General features: G+C 65.6%; 16 protein-coding genes and 1 pseudogene. 4 read left to right on the top strand and 13 right to left on the bottom strand.

Translation table 11 applies throughout. The features are described from left to right. Positions 1–136: 136 nt before the first annotated feature. The 9 genes from ABS88_RS05255 to ABS88_RS05215 all read right to left on the bottom strand — a co-directional run bounded on the left by ABS88_RS05255 (position 137) and on the right by ABS88_RS05215 (position 9,573). Entirely contained in the window at positions 137–613 is a 477-nt protein-coding gene (locus ABS88_RS05255; RefSeq protein ID WP_217372978.1) for an SRPBCC family protein, read from the bottom strand. A 67-nt stretch (positions 614–680) separates the two neighbouring features. Continuing rightward, positions 681–1,196 (bottom strand): GNAT family N-acetyltransferase, encoded by a 516-nt coding sequence (locus tag ABS88_RS05250; RefSeq protein ID WP_217372979.1) that lies wholly within the window; start codon positions 1,194–1,196, stop codon positions 681–683. Positions 1,197–1,238: 42 nt separating this feature from the next. Further along, positions 1,239–1,547: a hypothetical protein gene (locus tag ABS88_RS05245; RefSeq protein WP_217372980.1), complete on the bottom strand. Its 309-nt coding sequence runs from the start codon at positions 1,545–1,547 to the stop codon at positions 1,239–1,241. Positions 1,548–1,766: 219 nt separating this feature from the next. Next, positions 1,767–2,075 (bottom strand): DUF190 domain-containing protein, encoded by a 309-nt coding sequence (locus tag ABS88_RS05240; protein WP_217372981.1) that lies wholly within the window; start codon positions 2,073–2,075, stop codon positions 1,767–1,769. Positions 2,076–2,148: 73 nt separating this feature from the next. Then, positions 2,149–5,388, bottom strand: a complete 3,240-nt coding sequence (locus tag ABS88_RS05235) for an efflux RND transporter permease subunit (protein ID WP_286749359.1) — start codon at positions 5,386–5,388, stop codon at positions 2,149–2,151. Next, a complete protein-coding gene (locus ABS88_RS05230; protein WP_286749358.1) occupies positions 5,385–6,533 on the bottom strand; it encodes an efflux RND transporter periplasmic adaptor subunit in 1,149 nt (382 codons plus the stop codon). Before ABS88_RS05230 ends, ABS88_RS05235 begins: the two co-directional genes overlap by 4 nt. Further along, on the bottom strand, positions 6,530–7,798 hold the full coding sequence (locus ABS88_RS05225) for a TolC family protein (RefSeq protein WP_286749357.1): 1,269 nt from the start codon (positions 7,796–7,798) through the stop codon (positions 6,530–6,532). Before ABS88_RS05225 ends, ABS88_RS05230 begins: the two co-directional genes overlap by 4 nt. A gap of 51 nt (positions 7,799–7,849) precedes the next feature. After that, the gene (locus ABS88_RS05220) at positions 7,850–8,236 is read right to left on the bottom strand and encodes a hypothetical protein (RefSeq protein WP_286749356.1); all 387 of its coding nucleotides are present in this window, start codon (positions 8,234–8,236) and stop codon (positions 7,850–7,852) included. Next, a complete protein-coding gene (locus ABS88_RS05215) occupies positions 8,233–9,573 on the bottom strand; it encodes an MFS transporter (RefSeq protein WP_217372985.1) in 1,341 nt (446 codons plus the stop codon). Before ABS88_RS05215 ends, ABS88_RS05220 begins: the two co-directional genes overlap by 4 nt. Positions 9,574–9,714: 141 nt before the next feature. On the opposite strand from ABS88_RS05215, the gene ABS88_RS05210 reads away from it, so the two are divergent. From ABS88_RS05210 to ABS88_RS05195, 4 genes are all read left to right on the top strand, one after another. Beyond that, positions 9,715–9,990 carry a metal-sensing transcriptional repressor gene (locus ABS88_RS05210; protein WP_217372986.1) on the top strand — a complete coding sequence of 92 codons (276 nt, stop codon included), beginning with the start codon at positions 9,715–9,717 and terminating at the stop codon, positions 9,988–9,990. A gap of 70 nt (positions 9,991–10,060) precedes the next feature. Continuing rightward, positions 10,061–10,405, top strand: coding sequence for a hypothetical protein (locus ABS88_RS05205; RefSeq protein WP_217372987.1), 345 nt, complete (start codon positions 10,061–10,063; stop codon positions 10,403–10,405). Positions 10,406–10,491: 86 nt separating this feature from the next. Then, positions 10,492–11,193, top strand: coding sequence for a HupE/UreJ family protein (locus tag ABS88_RS05200; RefSeq protein ID WP_407047199.1), 702 nt, complete (start codon positions 10,492–10,494; stop codon positions 11,191–11,193). Positions 11,194–11,208: 15 nt separating this feature from the next. Next, complete coding sequence (locus ABS88_RS05195; protein WP_217372988.1) at positions 11,209–11,865, top strand: transmembrane anchor protein; 657 nt, start codon at positions 11,209–11,211, stop codon at positions 11,863–11,865. A 98-nt stretch (positions 11,866–11,963) separates the two neighbouring features. On the opposite strand, the gene ABS88_RS05190 is transcribed toward ABS88_RS05195, so the two are convergent. From ABS88_RS05190 to ABS88_RS05175, 4 genes and pseudogenes are all read right to left on the bottom strand, one after another. Continuing rightward, positions 11,964–12,791: a class I SAM-dependent methyltransferase gene (locus tag ABS88_RS05190; RefSeq protein WP_217372989.1), complete on the bottom strand. Its 828-nt coding sequence runs from the start codon at positions 12,789–12,791 to the stop codon at positions 11,964–11,966. Between the two features lie 5 nt (positions 12,792–12,796). Then, entirely contained in the window at positions 12,797–13,402 is a 606-nt protein-coding gene (locus ABS88_RS05185; RefSeq protein ID WP_217372990.1) for a cation efflux transmembrane domain-containing protein, read from the bottom strand. 115 nt (positions 13,403–13,517) lie between these two features. Continuing rightward, positions 13,518–16,679 (bottom strand): efflux RND transporter permease subunit, encoded by a 3,162-nt coding sequence (locus ABS88_RS05180; protein WP_217372991.1) that lies wholly within the window; start codon positions 16,677–16,679, stop codon positions 13,518–13,520. A 16-nt stretch (positions 16,680–16,695) separates the two neighbouring features. Next, positions 16,696–17,030 (bottom strand): annotated as a pseudogene (locus tag ABS88_RS05175) (efflux RND transporter periplasmic adaptor subunit); the annotation flags it as partial.

The raw sequence follows: 17,030 nt of genomic DNA, 5'->3' as shown, positions 1-17,030 counted from the left end.
CGGACCGCCCCCTGCGACGCCGCCGCAGCCCGAAGCGCCCGAACGCCGCGCCTCCTATTCGATGACGGTCGAAGTGCAGGGATAGGACCGCCGGGCGCGACGACAGCATGGCGCGGCCTCCGGGTTCGTATCGTCGCTACCGCGCCCAGAAATTCGAGCCCGAGGGTCCGCGCGGTTTGCTTCGATATCGCCTTTCGAGATGGGCGATAAGCCTTCGGTCGACCGAGCCGAGCATCGTCTCGAAACTCTTCCGGATGCCCGGCAGCCGAAGCGTGACAAGCAGGCCGCTGCAACGATAGCTGTGAACGAGCCGCGTTCCGGTGCCGTTCGGGGAGAGCGCGAAGCTCTCCCCGAATTTCAGCAGGAAGCTCGGCCGGACGTCGATCGTCAGCAGACGCTCGGGGTAGGCTGCGAGGACCGTTGCCGGGACCTCCAGGAGCTTCGGCTTGTGCGGGTTCATCCGCAGCCAGTATCGCAGCGCGATCGGATCGCTGTGGAGGAGCTCGAGCCTGACGTAGGGATTCCACTGGCGATGGCTCTCGAAATCCAGGAGCACTGCCCAGACCTGCCCTGGAGTGAAGGCGAGATCATGCTCGCGCCGAAACTCCATCATCGCCGCGCTCCATCGGGCGAGGCTGGGCCGACGGCGAAGGAAACAGCCGAGGACGGGGACATGGAAGTCACCCTCCCGGCCGCTGGAGCGCCATCAGCACGATGTCGATCCACGCCCCTTCGACATATTGGGCCGACTTCAGCATGCCCTCGCGCTCGAACCCGGACCGCGCATAGAGACGGATTGCCGCCTCATTATGGGCGAAGACCTCGAGGGTGAGCCGCCGGAGATTGAGCTGGCGCCAGCAATAGTCGATCGCCAGTTCGAGGGCTTCGAAGCCGATGCCCTTGCCGCGCTCGGCAGCCTCGCCGATCCAGATCCCGATCTTGGCCGACCGGTGGACGGGCTCGATCTCGCGTATCTGGATATAGCCCGCGATCTCCGAGCGCGGCTTGATCCTGATGGCGAAGAAGATGCGCGAGGGATCCTGCTGAAGGAGCCAGAACTCCTCCTGCTCGTTCCAGCTCGGCGGGCGGTAGGTGCCGTTGATCGCCGCGTCCTCGGCGCTGTCGGTCCATTGAAACAGGCTCGTGAGATCAGGCGGCATGATAGGGCCCAGAACGACCCTTTTTCCGAATATCATGGGGGATGACCCTTTCAGCTTGGGGGAGGTTTGAACCGGCCGCTAGTCCACGCGCCTGCAGGACCGCTTCGGGGCGTTGACCTGCTCGACGAAGGCGCGGTCCTCGCGGAACAGGATGTTCATGTCCTCGCCGACGAACGTCAGGTTCGGGGCCGGCGCGGACAGCGCGATCACCGTCGCGCTCTCGTTCCACCGAAGCCGAAGGTCACGGCGGTCGGCCGAGAAATCGGCGAGGAGCCGCGATCCGTCCGTGCAGCGGAAATGTTCCTGGCTGCGCTCGGCCCCGGCCGCGATGTCGCGATAATTGCCGCCCTCGGGCGGCTCCGAACAGGCGCCGGTGAGGAGCAGCACAAAAGGAGCGCAGAACAGGCGCCGAGCGCGTTGCCGGGTTGCGGGGGGTCGGGGGGCTGGAAACGACATCGGGGGGTCCTCAAAGGGGGTGGGCCGGCTTCAGTTCGCCGGGAAAAGTTTCGCCGCGGGCGGGTCCAGGGCAAGGCGCCCGCGGCGTGGCCGCCTCCAGGGATGCAGGGCGGCCAATTCGGTCGGCATGGTGTCAGACGCGCCGCATGCTCAGAGGAGCTCGACGGGCAGCAGGGTCATGGCCCCGATGCCCTTCAGCTGGTGAAGCTGCGCCGCGAAACTCCGGAGCGTAGCGGGCATGTCGACGATTTCGACGATCAGCGGATAATTATGATCGAGGAAGCTCGTCGCATGAACGAGGTTCGAGTGACCGAAGCCGACGCGCCCGCGCAGCACCGTGACGCCGAGCAACTTATGGGCCTTCGCCTTTTCGAGAATGACCTCGAACAGCGCCTTGTCGCCGCTGACCGCCATCTCGTCGGTGTAGATGCGAAGCAGGGCATAATCCTTGTCTTCCATGGGATTTCTCCTTCGATTGGATTGCAAAAAGGGTCCGGCGGCCGCTGCGGGGGGTAAGCGGCCGCCGGACAAGTCAGCTTGCCGTGGCCGGTTCCACCGTATCGCCCGGCCTCTGATTGGCGGCCGCGGACCGGCGATAGAGCCAGGCCGAGATCGCCGGCAGGACGAGCAGGGTGAGCGCGGTGCAAGTGATCAGGCCGCCGATCACGACCGTGGCCAGCGGGCGCTGGACCTCGGCGCCGGTTCCCGTTGCAAGCGCCATCGGCACAAAGCCGAGGCTCGCCACGAGCGCCGTCATCAGCACCGGACGCACGCGCTCCATCGCGCCGCCGATGATCGCTTCATCATCCCCGATCCCCGCATCGCGGCGGCTGCGGATCGCGCTCATCATGACGAGGCCGTTGAGGACGGCGACGCCCGATAGCGCGATGAACCCGACCGCGGCCGTGATCGAGAAGGGGATTCCCCGCAGCAGCAGCGCGAAGACGCCGCCCGCGAGGGCCATCGGCACCGCGCTGAACACGATCGCCGCCGGCCGGAAGCCGCCGAGCGCCATGTAAAGCAGGGCGTAAATGGCGAGGAAGCAGATCGGCACCACGATCAGCAGGCGAAGCCGGGCCGACTGGAGGCTTTCGAACGTGCCGCCCCAATCGGTGTACATGCCCGCTGGCAGGTCGAGCGCTCCGATCTTGTCCTGCGCCTCGGTGACGAACCCGCCGAGATCGCGGCCGCGCACATTGACCTGCACCACGACCATCCGCTTGCCATTTTCGCGGCTGATCTGGTTGAGGCCTTGCGTGTAGCTGAACTTTGCTACTTCACGGAGCGGGATCGAGCTTGCGATCTGCCCGTCGCCCGCCGCGAGCATCACCGGGATCGAACCCAGTGTCTCGAGGTCGTCGCGCTGGGCATCGGGCAGGCGGACGACCACCGAGAAGCGGCGATCGCCCTCGAAGAGAAGTCCGGCCTCGCGGCCGCCGAGCGCAGCCGCAACCGTGTTCGCGACCTCTTCGACCGACAGTCCGTAACGGGCTGCCGCCTGGTGATCGATCTTGACGTCGAAGGTCGGAGCCCCCGACGTCTGCTCGGCGCTGACGTCGCCTGCACCCGGAATACGCCGCAAAACCCCCGCGATGCGGTTCGCCTGCACGCTCATGGCGTCGAGATCGTCTCCATAGAGCTTCACGGCCACGTCGGCGCGAACGCCGGCGATCAGTTCGTTGAAGCGCATCTGGATCGGCTGCTGGATCTCGGTGCGATTGCCGATGAGCGGTTTCATCCGCTCCTCGATGCGGCGAAGGATGTCCTCCTTGCTCTTCACCTCGGCCGGCCATTCGTCTTCCGGCTTCGGAATCACGTAGGTGTCCGACGCGTTGGGCGGCATCGGGTCGGTCCCGAGATCGGCGTTCCCGTTCTTCGAGAAGACGAGCGCAACCTCGGGCAGTGACTTCAGCGCATCCTCGATGCGAAGCTGCATCTGCGTCGACTGGTCGATCGACGCCGAGGGCACGCGGAAGTTGGTGACCGTGATGTCCTTCTCGTCGAGCTGCGGCATGAACTCCTCGCCGAGGAAGCCGAATGCCAGCACCGCGGCGAGGAAGACGCCGACGCCCGACGCCACGAAGGGCTGCGGGCGCGCGACGGCCTTCTTCAGGAGCGGCTCATATTTCTCCTTGAACCAGCGGATCGGCTTGACCTCGGTCTCGCTGACCTTGCCCTTGATCACGATGGCGATCATCGCGGGGATGAAGGTCAGCGAGAGGACGAAGGCGGCGGCGAGTGCGAGCATCAAGGTGATCGCCATCGGCGCGAAGGTCTTGCCCTCGACGCCCTGGAAGGTGAGCAGCGGCACGAAGACGAGGAAGATGATGAGCTGACCATAGACGGTCGGCCGGATCATCTCCTGCGCCGCAAGCGTGGTTTCCTCCATTCGTTCGGAGCGGCTGAGCAAACGCCCTTCATGCTCCTGCCTTTCGGCAAGCCGGCGCAGGGCATTTTCGACGATGATGACAGCGCCATCGACGATCAGGCCGAAGTCGAGCGCGCCGAGGCTCATCAGATTGCCCGAGACGCCGAGCGCATTCATGCCCGATGCCGTCATCAGCATCGTGATCGGAATGACCGCGGCGGTGATCAGCGCGGCGCGGATGTTGCCGAGCAGCAGGAAGAGCACCGCGATGACGAGCAAGGCGCCCTCGACGAGATTCTTCTCGACGGTGGCGATCGTCGCATTGACCAGCTTCGAACGGTTGTAGACGGGTTCGGCGAACACGTCCGGCGGCAGGTTCTTGTTGATCGCCGTCAGTTTCTCGGCCGCGCTGGTGGCGACGATACGGCTATTGTCGCCAGTGAGCATCAGCACGGTCGAAATGACCGCCTCCGAGCCCATGCGGCTGCCCGACCCGGTGCGCACCGCGCCCCCGATCACCACTTCGCCGACATCCTTCACGCGAACGGGAACGCCCGCGCGCGTCGCGACAACGGCTTCCTGAATATCCTCGATCGACTTCAGCCGGGCATCAGCGCGAACGAGAAAGCTCTCGCCGGCCCGGCGCACATAGTTGGAGCCCGCCGATAGATTGGCGCGTTCGAGCGCGTCGGCCAGCTCGGTGATCGAGAGGCCATAAGTCGACAGCGCGTTGAGATTGGGCTGGACGAGATATTGCTTCACATAGCCGCCGTTGGAATCGACGCCGGCAACCCCCGGAACCGTTCGCATCTGCGGACGGATGATCCAGTCCTGGACCGTGCGCAGATAGGCTGCCTTGGCCAATTCGGTCGTCAGCCGCTCGCCCTCGGGGGTGAGGTAGGCGCCGTCCGACTGCCAGCCGGGCTTGCCGTCGACGATATTTTTCTGCTTTCCATCCGGGTGGCGGAAGGCGACCGAGTAGAAGAAGATTTCGCCGAGACCGGTACTAAGCGGCGACAGGTTGGGCTGGACGCCGTCGGGCAGGCTGTCCTTGGCCTGCGCGAGACGTTCGGTCACCTGCTGACGCGCGAAATAGATGTCGGTGTCATCGGTGAACACCGCCGTGACCTGGCTGAAGCCGTTGCGCGTGAGCGAGCGGGTCAGCGTCAGTCCGGGTATCCCGGCGAGCGCCGTCTCGACAGGAAAGGTTACCTGTTTTTCCATGTCGACAGGGCCGAGCGTCGGATTGAAGGTGTTGATCTGGACCTGGCGGTTGGTGACGTCGGGCACTGCGTCGATCGGCAGCTTGGTAATCTGCCAGAGGCCGAAACCGAAAACGATCAAGGTCAGGAAGGCGACGAACCATCGCCCCCTGACCGAGAGACTGAGGATGCGCGCGATCATTCCGCTGCCTCCTTTTCAAGCTCTGCCTTGAGCAGAAAGGCGTTGGTCGTCGCGATCGGCGTGCCGGCCTTGATCCCCGACAGGATCGAGACAAGCCCGGCGCTGCGCCCACCGACCTGCACGGTCTGCGCCCGGAAGCCCTTAGTGGTGCGGACGAAGACGACCGTGCGGTCGCCGATCGTCTGCACGGCGTCCTGCGGGACCATGACCCCGTTGGTGATGGCGCCGCCGCTCGCGAAGATGCGGGCCTTCACCAGCTGGCCGGGAAGCAGCGTGCCCGCGACCGAGGGGGTGATGACCACGGTCGCCGACCGGGTCGTGGGATCGACGACGCCGGTTTCGGAGCGCACGCGCCCTTCGATCATGCGGCCGTCGTTCGTCGTCAGCTCGACCCGGTCGCCCGCGCGGACGCGGCCGGCGTCGGCCGGCGGCAGGCTCGCGGTGATCTGCATCCGGCTGGGATCGGCAACCCGGAACAATTCGGACTCGGCGGCGACGAACTGGCCGAGATTGGCCTGCGCCGCGGTAACACGTCCGGTCACGGGACTGACGACCGCGACCGAGCGCCCGTCCGAGGCGACCTTTGCGGCCCCGGCAGCGGCGCTCGCGCGCCGCGCTTCCGCCTGCGCTACCGCGAGATTGGCCTCGGCGATTTCATAATCGGCTCTCGGGCTAACCCCCTGACCGAGCAACCTCTTCTCGCGTTCGAGCTGGCGGGCTGCCAGCCGCTCGCGAGCGACCGCGGCGTCGCGGTCGGTGGCGATCGTCGAGGCATCGCGGCTTTCGACGAGTGCCAGCGTTTCACCGGCCCGCACCGGATCGCCGATCCGCTTGAAGATGCGCGTCACCGTTCCCGGCGCGCGCGCCGTGAGCACGGCCACCGCATCGGGTGTCGCCTCCACCGTCGCTGCGGCGGGTATCGCGGCGTCGAGTTCGCCGCCTGCCGCGGGCGCGACCCCGATTTGCGAAAGCGAAATCCCGTCAGCCGAAATCACCACCTCGTTGGACGGCGCTGCTTCCGCTGGGGCCGCAGCCTCCGGAGCCGGGGTATCGGTCCCGGTCAGTTGTGCGATGCCGAAGCCGAGTGCCACGGCAAGCGCCAGCGCAGTTGCCGCACCGGCATAAAAACGATTCTTCTCGGTCATTGGATTTCCTCCCCTGTGATGGTGCGGCCCTGGAGACGGGCGAGCGCGGCGCGCGCGTCGAACCTCTCGGACAGCGCGTCGAGCAGCGTGCCCCGCGCGGCGCTGAGACCGCGCCGTGCAGCAATGAGTTCGAAGAGCGGGGACTTGCCCGCCTCATAGGCGATGCGAGCGAGCCGATAGGCCTCGTCGGCGGTCTCGAACGTCTGTTCGGCGGCGTCGACACGCTCGTCGGCCGCCTCGTTGAAGGCCATCGCCGACTTGATGCCCGCCTCGGCGTCGAGGCGCGCCGCCGTCGCACGCGCTTCGGCGCCCTGCTTTTCCGCGAGTGCCGCCGAGATATTGCCGCGGTTGCGATCGAAGAGCGGCAGCGGCACGCTGACGCCGACGAGCATGGCATTCCCCTTGTCGGCCTCGATACGGCGGACGCCGAGCGAGACGGTGACATCGGGAATCGCCTGACGCTTCGCGACCTCGACGCGGTAGGCGGCCGCTTCGCGTTCCGCCTGTGCCGCGAGATAAGGCGCCGTTTGCAGCGGATCGGCCGGCCCATATTTGGGCGTTGCCTCGAACCGCGCCAGCACCCGCTCGGAGAGGCTGGTGTAGCTCATCCCCTGGCCCGCCAGCGCGGAGAGAAGGGCATAGGCCTGGACCCGCTCTGCCCTTGCCGTCGATATCGCGGCCTGAAGCGTCGCCACCTCGGTCTCGGCCTGCAGCCGGCGAAGCCGCGTTTCCTTGCCCGCATCGACGAGCGCTGCGGCGATACGAAGGTCGTCGCGGGCCTCGCTGAGGCTGCCCTCGGTCAAGGCAAGGCGGCGGTCGGCGATCTCGGCCGCGGCATAGGCCCGAGCAAGATCATAGGCGTAGGTGAGCAAGGCTTCGCGCCCGCGCGCCCGCGCCGCCACGATGCCCGCTTCGCCTGCGGCGATGCGCGCCGAGCGCTTGCCGCCGAGTTCGAACGGCTGGTTATACTGGATCGTCGTTTCGGAGCGGTTGAACCCGCTATAGGGCTGCTTGCCGCCGATATTCTCGGCGAGGCCGCTGACGGTCGGATTGGGACGCACCCGGGCTTGCTCGGCAAGGCCTTCCGCACGGGCGATATCGGCTTCGATGATCTGCGTTCGCGGCGCCTCGGCGCTTTGGCCGAAGAGCTGGTCGAACGAAGGTGCGGGTTGCGCAGCAGCATTCGCGGCGGCAAGCGCGCCGGCGGCGGTACATAGGCCCAGGAACGCCCTGCGCAGGCGTCGCTGGCCGATCATATCGGTCATGGAAAATCTCCTAGAATGAAGGATGCAGGCGCCGGCGAACGGCGCGCAGCCTCACATTCTAGGCGGTCGCAGAAGTCCCTCGGGCGCGGTGCTCGCCCAGTCGAGATCGAGGCGGTAAGCCCAACGGGCTCCGGCGAGCAGGAAGCCCGACCAGATTTGAAGTTGCGGCGAGATGTCGGCGAGACCCTGCATCATCCCGTGCGTGATCTTGTGAAGATCGATCTCGGGGGGTGAGGTTTCGCCATCGTCGTGGTGCGCCACGGCGGCCGTAACCTGCGAATCGTCATGGCCCGCGAGTGCCCCGTGCCAGCCGCTCGCACCCATCACATTGGCGAGCGCGAGAATGGCGAGCAGGGCGCCGAACCAAAGCGCGGCGCCGGGCAGCAATCGCATAACGCGACGCCGCGCCACCGTGGCGGAAGGACGCGCGCGCGTCATGGCTTGCCCACCCATCGCTCGTGGAGATCGTCGATCACATAGGGGTGGCTGGCGCCCCCCGCGTGCTGCCGGCGGAGATGCTCATGATCGGCCGGAAGATCGGGGTGATCGTGCGCAATCGCATCGGGATCGCTCGCAGGCCAGAGCAGGAGGCCGAGCAAGGTCCCGAAAAGGGCAATTGCCGCCATGGCGGCAAAGGCGGCGGTCATCGAGACCCCCGCGCCCAACTGTCCGACCAGCGGATAGGTTATGAGCCAGCAGATGTGACTGAGCGCGAACTGCGCTGCGAACAGCGCCGGCCGGTCTTGGGCATTTGCGGAGCGCTTGAGCAGCCGTCCCGAGGGGGTGATGCTCATCGAATAGGCAATGCCGAGAACCGCCCAGCCGCCGAGCAGGACATACCAATAGGTCATGCCCGCAGGCACGATGCTGCTGATCCAAGCGAGCGCGGCGAGCCCCGCCACGAGGATGGCGGCCGAAAGCAGCATCACCCGCCGATCCGGAATCCGGTCGAGGATGCGCGGCAGGATGAAGGCGGCAGCCATCGATCCGAAGCCATAGGCCGCAAGCGTGAGCGCGACATCCTGCTGGGTCATGCCAAGCCGGTCGCGGACGATGACGACCGTGTTGACGATGACCATCGAGCTTGCCGCCGCGGCAGCGAGCGTGACGGCGAGCAGGCCGCGCAGCCGCGGCGTCTTCAGATAGATGCGGATGCCGCGCGTGGTCTTGGCATAGATGCTGGTGTCGCGACTGGACGAACGCTCGGGGCGCGGCAGCGTGACCGAGAGCACGAGCAGTGCAGAGGCGATGAAGCCGACGGCGGTCCCCGAAAAGAGCCAGTGGAAGTTGATCACGGTCAGGAGCGCCGCGGCGAGCAGCGGGCTCGTGATATTCTCCATGTCATAGGCGAGGCGCGAGAGCGACAGGGCGCGCGTATAGTCGCGCTCGTCGGGCAATACGTCGGGGATCGTCGCCTGGAACGTGGGCGTGAACGCCGCGGATGCCGACTGGAGAACGAAGATCAGAAGATAGATTTGCCAGATTTCGCTGACGAACGGCAGGCAGATCGCGACCGCAGCGCGAACGAGATCGAGCGTGACAAGAAGCGCGCGCCGCGGCACCCGGTCGGCGAAGGCTCCGGCGATCGGCGCGATCCCGATATAGGCGGCCATCTTGATCGCGAGCGCAGTGCCGAGAACGACGCCCGCATCGCCCCCGGCGATGTCATAAGCCAGAAGTCCGAGCGCAATCGTCGCCAGCCCCGTCCCGACCAATGCGATGATCTGGGCGAGCAGGAGATGCCGATAAGTGCGATTGGCGAGTACTGCGAGCATTTTTCCGGGCTTGAAATATATCCCCCTGGGGGGATATGGGCCCTATAGACAAGCCGCCGCGATGACGTCAACTGCACCGCGGAAATTTGAGAGATATTAAGGTTGCGAGCCCAAGAGCTCCTCGACCGCAGAGATTTGACCATGGCCGACCATCATCACCCGCACCAGCACACGACCCATCCCGCGATCATCAAGCGCCTCAACCGCGCGACGGGGCATCTGAAGAGCATCGTCGGCATGATCGAGGAAGGCCGCCCCTGCACCGATATCGCGATGCAACTGTCGGCCGTCGAGAAGGCGGTCGCCAATGCCAAGCGCACGCTGATCGAGGATCATATCGGTCATTGCATCGGCGGCGACGCGGATGTGGGCGACAAGGCGATGGCCGAGTTTCGCGCCATTTCGAAATATCTCTAGTTCCGGTCCCTTACGGATTCTTCCTGACCCGCTCATGCTCCGCCGCTCGCGCCCAAGCCTTCTGACGCTGATGATGCTCTGCCTGACGGCGGCGGCGATGCTGCTGTCCGTCGCCAACACGGCGGTCAGCCACAGCCCGGTCGCAATGCTCGCCGCCGAGGCCGAGCGGCACGCCGAGCTTGCTGCCGAGGTTGCCGATCATGGGCATTCCCATGACACCGGCGATGAGAGTGAGCGCGGCGCGGGTCATATGCACGGGCATAACCCGGCCGATCATAATCATGATCCGCCTCTCGCCACTGCGGCTCTCCGGATCGACCCGTCGGTCGTGACAGCGACCTGGACCGGTTTCGCGCCCGCGGCGCTCGACGGTCGCAGGGGGCCAAGGCTCGACCGCCCACCCGACCGCGCCTGACTGCGAAATCGACGCCGCTTGTCGCGGCATCCATCTACGCATTTCAGGATAATTTTATGATCAAGGCTCTTACAGGGCCAGGGCGCATGGATAGTGCGCGCTGGCGATTCCTGCTGTTTTTCGTTCTCGCCGCCATGTCCTTCGTCTTCGCGACGGGTGAGGCCATGGCCCATGCCGTCGCCGAAGGTGACAAGGGATATATCCAGGAGATCAGCGGGGTGAACATCCTCGCCTTCATGTATCTCGGCGCGAAGCATATGGTCACCGGTTACGACCATATCCTCTTCCTCTTCGGCATCATCTTCTTCCTCTACCGGATGAAGCATATCGCGCTGTACGTCAGCCTCTTCGCGATCGGCCATTCGACGACGATGCTGCTCGGGGTCTTCTTCGACTTCGGGATCAACAGCTACATCATCGACGCCATCATCGGCTTCTCGATCGTCTACAAGGCGCTCGACAATCTCGGCGCCTATCAGCGCTGGTTCGGCTTCCAGCCGAACACCAAGGTTGCGACGCTCATATTCGGCTTCTGCCATGGCTTCGGCCTCGCCACGAAGATCATCGAATATGACATCTCGCCGGACGGGCTGCTGCCGAACCTGCTCGCCTTCAACGTCGGGGTCGAAATCGGCCAGCTTCTCGCGCTCGGCGCGATCCTGATCGTGATGGGCTTCTGGCGCCGGACCGACAGCTTCTGGAAGCACGCTTATACCGCGAACGTGGTCATGATGGCCGCGGGCTTCCTTCTCATCGGATATCAGCTGACCGGCTACGCGGTCTCCTAATCAAGGACTTGTCTCATGTATAATTCGAACATTCCCTCGAAGTCCGAGCTGCCGAGCACCGGCAAGCTCATCACCTCGACCGTCATCGCCATGGCGACGGCGGGCGTGCTGCTCGTCACCGTTGTCCTGCCGTCCGAATATGCGATCGACCCGACCGGCGTCGGCCGCGTGCTTGGCCTGACCGAAATGGGCGAGATCAAGACGCAGCTCGCCGAGGAGGCGGCCGCAGACCGCGCCGCGGACAAGAGCGCCCAGATCGAGGCCGCGGCATCGGGCATGACGGTCGGCGAAGCCGAGGCCGCACCGGAGGATGCAGCGGCGGAGGCCGAGGGTGCGGCTCCGGCCGCCGCAGCCGGAGGACGTCAGGACGAGCTTCGCATCACGCTCGCACCGGGCGAAGGCGCCGAAGTGAAGTTGGTCATGAAGGCGGGCGGCAAGTCCAACTTCGCCTGGACCGCGGTCGGCGGCCCTGTGAACGTCGATGTCCATGGTGACGGCGGCGGCAAGTCGATCAGCTACAAGAAGGACCGCAATGTGACGCGTGACGAAGGCGTGATGACGGCCGAGTTCGACGGCAATCACGGCTGGTTCTGGCGCAACCGCGGCGATGCGCCGGTAACGGTAATCGTCAAGGCGCAGGGCGCGCACAGCGAAATGAAGCGCGCGATGTAAGACTCGCGGAAGCGATCCATGAGGGGGCCGGGCCGCACACGCGACCCGGCCCTTTTCTTTTGCGTTTGGCGCCGGGCATCAGCCCGCGGGCGCGGGGATTACGGCCGGATCGCGTCCGGCTTTCGCCAGGCGGCGCTGAAGCTTGATCCGACCATGCCGACGGACAGACCCAGCGGTGCCGCGAGGCGAGCGAGCCATCGCGCGGCTCGAAGTTTCGCGGGCGATTGTCCCATCGCTTTGCGCGCCGCGCACCAGCGTGCGCCCCTGTCGGCGCGGTCGAGATTTTCATAGTCGGTGAAGGCGCGGACGAGGCGAAGCGGATTGAGGCCGCGCTGAAACTCTGACGTGCGTCCCGGCAGTTTGCGATCGACCCATCGCGGCCAATAATTGACGAACCAGCGTCCCGAATGAACCTCGCGCGGCGCTAGGCGGCTCGCCGTTCCCGACACGAGCAAGAGCCCGCCCGGGCGCAGCAGCCGCCGCAGCTCCAGCAGAATATCCGCCAACTCCTCGCCCCGCACATATTCGAGGACGCTGATGGCGAGGACGATGTCGAAACTTTCGTCGGGAAAGGGAATGTGCCGCGTGTCGGGCATATGGCGAAGGTCCATGGCCGCGCCGGCACCATATCGTTCGGCGTTGAGCCTTGCGAGCGCGATGGCCTCTTCATCGACGTCGATCGCGGTGACCGCGGCTCCCATCGTCGCGGCAACGATCGCGCTTGCGCCATAATTGCAGCCGAACTCGAGAAGGCTCTGCCCTTCAATGTCCCCGGCATAGGCGGCGAGGAGATGCCGGATTTCCTGCGCGGCGACGGAAACATAGCCTCCCACCCATTTGCTATCCGGATCGAGGCCGAGCGCCTTTGCCTGTTGCCTGAAACGGTGGTCGGCTGCGGTATCCGTGATGCCGGGGTCGGTCCACATCGAGGTCAATCCTCGCCGCTCGCCGGTTTGCGCGCCTCCGCGCGCGCGTCGCGCAGGATCTCGATGCCGCCCTTGATGGCGATCAGCGCGGTCGCGAACCCGACGAGAAGATCGGGCCAGTTCGTCCCGAGCCACCAGACGAGGACACCCGCGATCAGGATGCCGCCGTTCGAAATGAAATCGTTGAAGCTGAAGGTGGTCGCGGCGCGCAGGTTGACGTCTGGCTTCTGAATCCGCTGGAGCAGCTTCAGGCAGATATAGTTCACGACTGCGGCGACCGCCGACATGATCATCATCGTCTGGCCGATCGGTTCGCTCCCCTGGAGATAGCGGCGCCCGACGTCGAAGAGAACGCCGGCGGCAAAGATGAGCAGCATGATGCCCGATGCCGTGGCGGCGCGGGTCTTCCACAACAGGCCATGGCGGAGCGCCACGAGGCTTAGCGCATAGACGGCGGCGTCGGAGAGATTGTCGAGGCCGTTGGCGATGAGCGCGCTCGAATCGCCGATAGCGCCCGTGACGAGAAAGGCGGCGGCGATCGCGGCGTTGAGCAGAAGGACGATCCAGAGGGTGCGTCGTTCGAGGTCGGCGTTCGCCTGGCTGTTCGTCATCACCGTTTCCTTCCTTCGCTCTTCCTGAAGAAGGAGCGGAACCTCGACGAGGTTCCGCCCAGTATGTCCCGTTGCCGCCTTCGTCGGGGGAGCGTCGCGGCGGCAACGGGGGGTTTCATTCCGCGGGGACGGGCATGCCCTCCGCAGGAGGGGCGCTAGGCCGCTCTTTCTGCTCGGCGCGGCGATGCACGAGCATGTAGAGCGCCGGGAGCACGAGCAGCGTCAGGATCGTCGACGAGATGATGCCGCCGATCACGACCGTCGCCAGCGGCCGCTGGACTTCCGAGCCCGCACCCACATTGACCGCCATCGGCACGAAGCCGAGCGAGGCGACCAGTGCGGTCATCATGACCGGTCTCAAGCGCGTGAGCGCGCCTTCGCGGATCGCCTCGAGCAGCTCTTTGCCGCGTTCGCGCAAATCCTTGATGAAGGAGAGCATCACGACGCCGTTGAGCACCGCCACGCCCGAGAGCGCGATGAAGCCGACACCCGCGGAGATCGACAGCGGAATGCCGCGAAGGGCCAGCGCGGCCACGCCTCCCGTCAGCGCCAGTGGCACCCCGGAGAAGACGATCGCCGCGTCCCGAACCGATCCGAAGAGGCTGAACAGGAGTCCGAAGATCAGCAGCAGCACCACCGGCACCACGATCTGGAGCCGGGTCGCTGCCGACTGGAGCTGCTCGAAGGTGCCGCCATATTCGACATAATAGCCCTCGGGCAGCTCGACCTCGCTGTCGACCTTGGCCTGCAGCTCCTCCACGAACGAACCGAGGTCGCGGCCCCGGACGTTCGCCGTCACGACCGCACGCCGCTTCCCATTCTCGCGGCTGACCTGGTTGGGGCCGGCGGCAAGCGAGATGTCGGCAAGTTCCGAAAGCGGGACCCAACCGCCATTCGGAAGCGCCACCGGCAGATTGCCGAGCGCCGGCAGGTTCGTTCGCATATCCTCCGGCAAGCGCACGACGACGTCGAAACGCCGGTCGCCCTCGAACAATTGCCCGGCCGCGCGCCCACCGGTTGCCGTCGAGACGGCATCCTGAAGCGTCTGGAGGCTGACGCCATAGCGGGCGAGACTGTCCCTGCGCGGCGTGACCGAAAGCATCGGCAGGCCGGTGACCTGTTCGAGCTTCACATCCTGTGCGCCTTCGACGCCGCCGACCAACTCCTCGATTGCCTGCCCGGTCTTGAGCAATTGATCGAGATCGTCGCCAAAGAGCTTGATCGCGACGTCCGAGCGAACACCCGCGATCAGCTCGTTCATGCGCATCTGGACGGGCTGCGTGAACTCGTAATTGTTGCCGGGGATTTCGGCGACCGCCTTGTTGAGTTCGGCAACCAGCTGTTCTCTCGGCTTTCTCGGATCGGGCCAGTCGCTCCTGTCCTTGAGGATGATGAAGTTATCCGCAACCGAAGGCGGCATGGGGTCGGTCGCGACGTCGGGCGTGCCGATCTTCGCGAAGACCCGTTCGACTTCGGGGAATTTGCGGATGCGCGATTCGAGCGCCTCCTGCATCTCGATCGATTGCCCGAGACTGGTGCCCGGGATGCGCATCGCATGCATCGCGATGTCCCCCTCGTCGAGATTGGGGATGAACTCGGAACCGAGCCGCGAGGCGAGCAGGCCGCTCGCGACAACGAGCAGCAGCGCGCCCGCGATCGCGACCTTGGGCCAGTTGAGCGCCCGCTCGAGCATCGGCCGATAGCCCTGGCCAAGGCGGCGCATCAGCCAGTTTTCCTTCTCTTCGACCTTGCCCGTGACGAACAGCGCGACGGCCGCAGGCACGAAGGTGAGCGAGAGCAGGAGTGCGGCGGTCAGCGCGAGGACGACGGTGATCGCCATCGGGTGGAAGGTCTTCCCTTCGACGCCCTCGAGCGCGAAGATCGGAAGATAGACCGCCGTGATGATGATGATGCCGAAGATGCTCGGGCGGATGACCTCGGCGCTTGCGGAGGCCACGAGGCCGAAGCGTTCGTCGCGATCGAGCAAGCGCCCGAGACGGTGCTGCGCTTCGCCGAGACGCCGCAGGCAATTCTCGACGATGATCACCGCCCCGTCGACGATCAGACCAAAGTCCAGCGCGCCGAGGCTCATGAGGTTTGCCGACGTGCGCGTCTGCAGCATGCCGGTCAGCGTCATCAGCATCGAGATCGGGATGACCGCCGCCGTGATCAGTGCGGCGCGGAAGTTCCCGAGCAGCAGGAAGAGGATGACGATGACGAGCAGCGCCCCTTCGGCGAGGTTCTTCTCGACCGTCCAGATCGTCCGCTCGACGAGCGACGTGCGATCATAGAGCGTTCGCACCTCGACACCCTCGGGGAGCGCCTTGGCCGCCTCTTCGAGCCGTTCCGCCGACGCCTGGGCGACGACGCGCGGGTTCTCGCCGATCAGCATCGCCACCGTGGCGAGCACGACCTCCTTGCCATTCTCGGTCGCCGCGCCGGTCCGGAGACCCGAGCCGATCGCGACATCGGCCACATCCTTGATGCGGATGGGCACGCCGCCGCGCGTCGTGATCAGGATTTCCGAGAGGTCCTGCTCGTTACCGGCCTGGCCGGGAACGCGGATCAGGATCTGCTCGCCGCCGCGCTCGACATAGCCCGCGCCGCGATTGGCATTGTTGCTCTCCAGCGCGCCGACGACGTCGTTGAGCGAGAGATTGAGCGACGCCAGCGCGGCGGGATTGGGGGTGATATGATATTGGCGGGCATAGCCGCCGATCGTGTTGATCTCCGCGACCCCGGGCACCGTGCGCATCTGCGGGCGGATGACCCAGTCGGTCATCGTCCGCAGATCCTCGGCATTATAGGGCGTCCCGTCAGGCTTCTTCGCGCCGGGCTTGGCCTCGACCGAGAACATGAAGATCTCGCCGAGCCCCGTCGAAATCGGTCCCATTTCGGGCTCGCTTCCGTCGGGGAGCTGCGCTTTCGCCGCCTGTATGCGCTCGTTCACCTGCTGGCGGGCGAAGTAGATGTCGGTGCCGTCCTTGAAAACCACCGTCACCTGGCTCAGCCCGTACCGCGAGATCGACCGCGTGTAGGAGAGGTTGGGGATACCGGCGATCGCGGTCTCGATCGGGAAGGTGATGCGTTGTTCGGCCTCGAGCGGCGAATAGCCTTCGGCCTCGGTGTTGATCTGCACCTGGACGTTGGTGATGTCGGGAACGGCATCGATCGGCAGCTTTGTCGCGCTCCAAGCACCCACCGCGCAGAGCAGCGCGACGAAGGCGAGGATGAGCCACCTTTGGCGGATCGAAAATCCTATGATTCGGGCTAACATTGTCCAATCCTCCCGATCAATGGTCGTGGCTCGCGCCGGACTTTTCGATGTCCGCGCGGATCAGGAAACTGCCCTTGGTGACGTAGCTCGTGCCCGGGTTGATACCGGAGAGAACCTCGGTCCATTCGGGCGACGAGCGGCCGAGCTTGAGCATCCGGACCTCATAGTCCTGCCCGAAATTGGCATAGACCACCTTGAAGTCGCGGAAGGGCTGGATCGCCTCGGTGCGCACGGCGAGCGGCACGCTTGCCGTATTGACCATGACCCGGCCGCGGAGCGCCATGCCCGGACGGAGCGCGCCGCTCCGGTTCGGGATGGTGGCGCGCATCAGCGCGGTTCCCGCCTCGGTTT

The organism is Sphingopyxis sp. SCN 67-31 (genome assembly GCF_001725095.1).
This window is presented reverse-complemented; position numbering and strand designations above follow the sequence as displayed.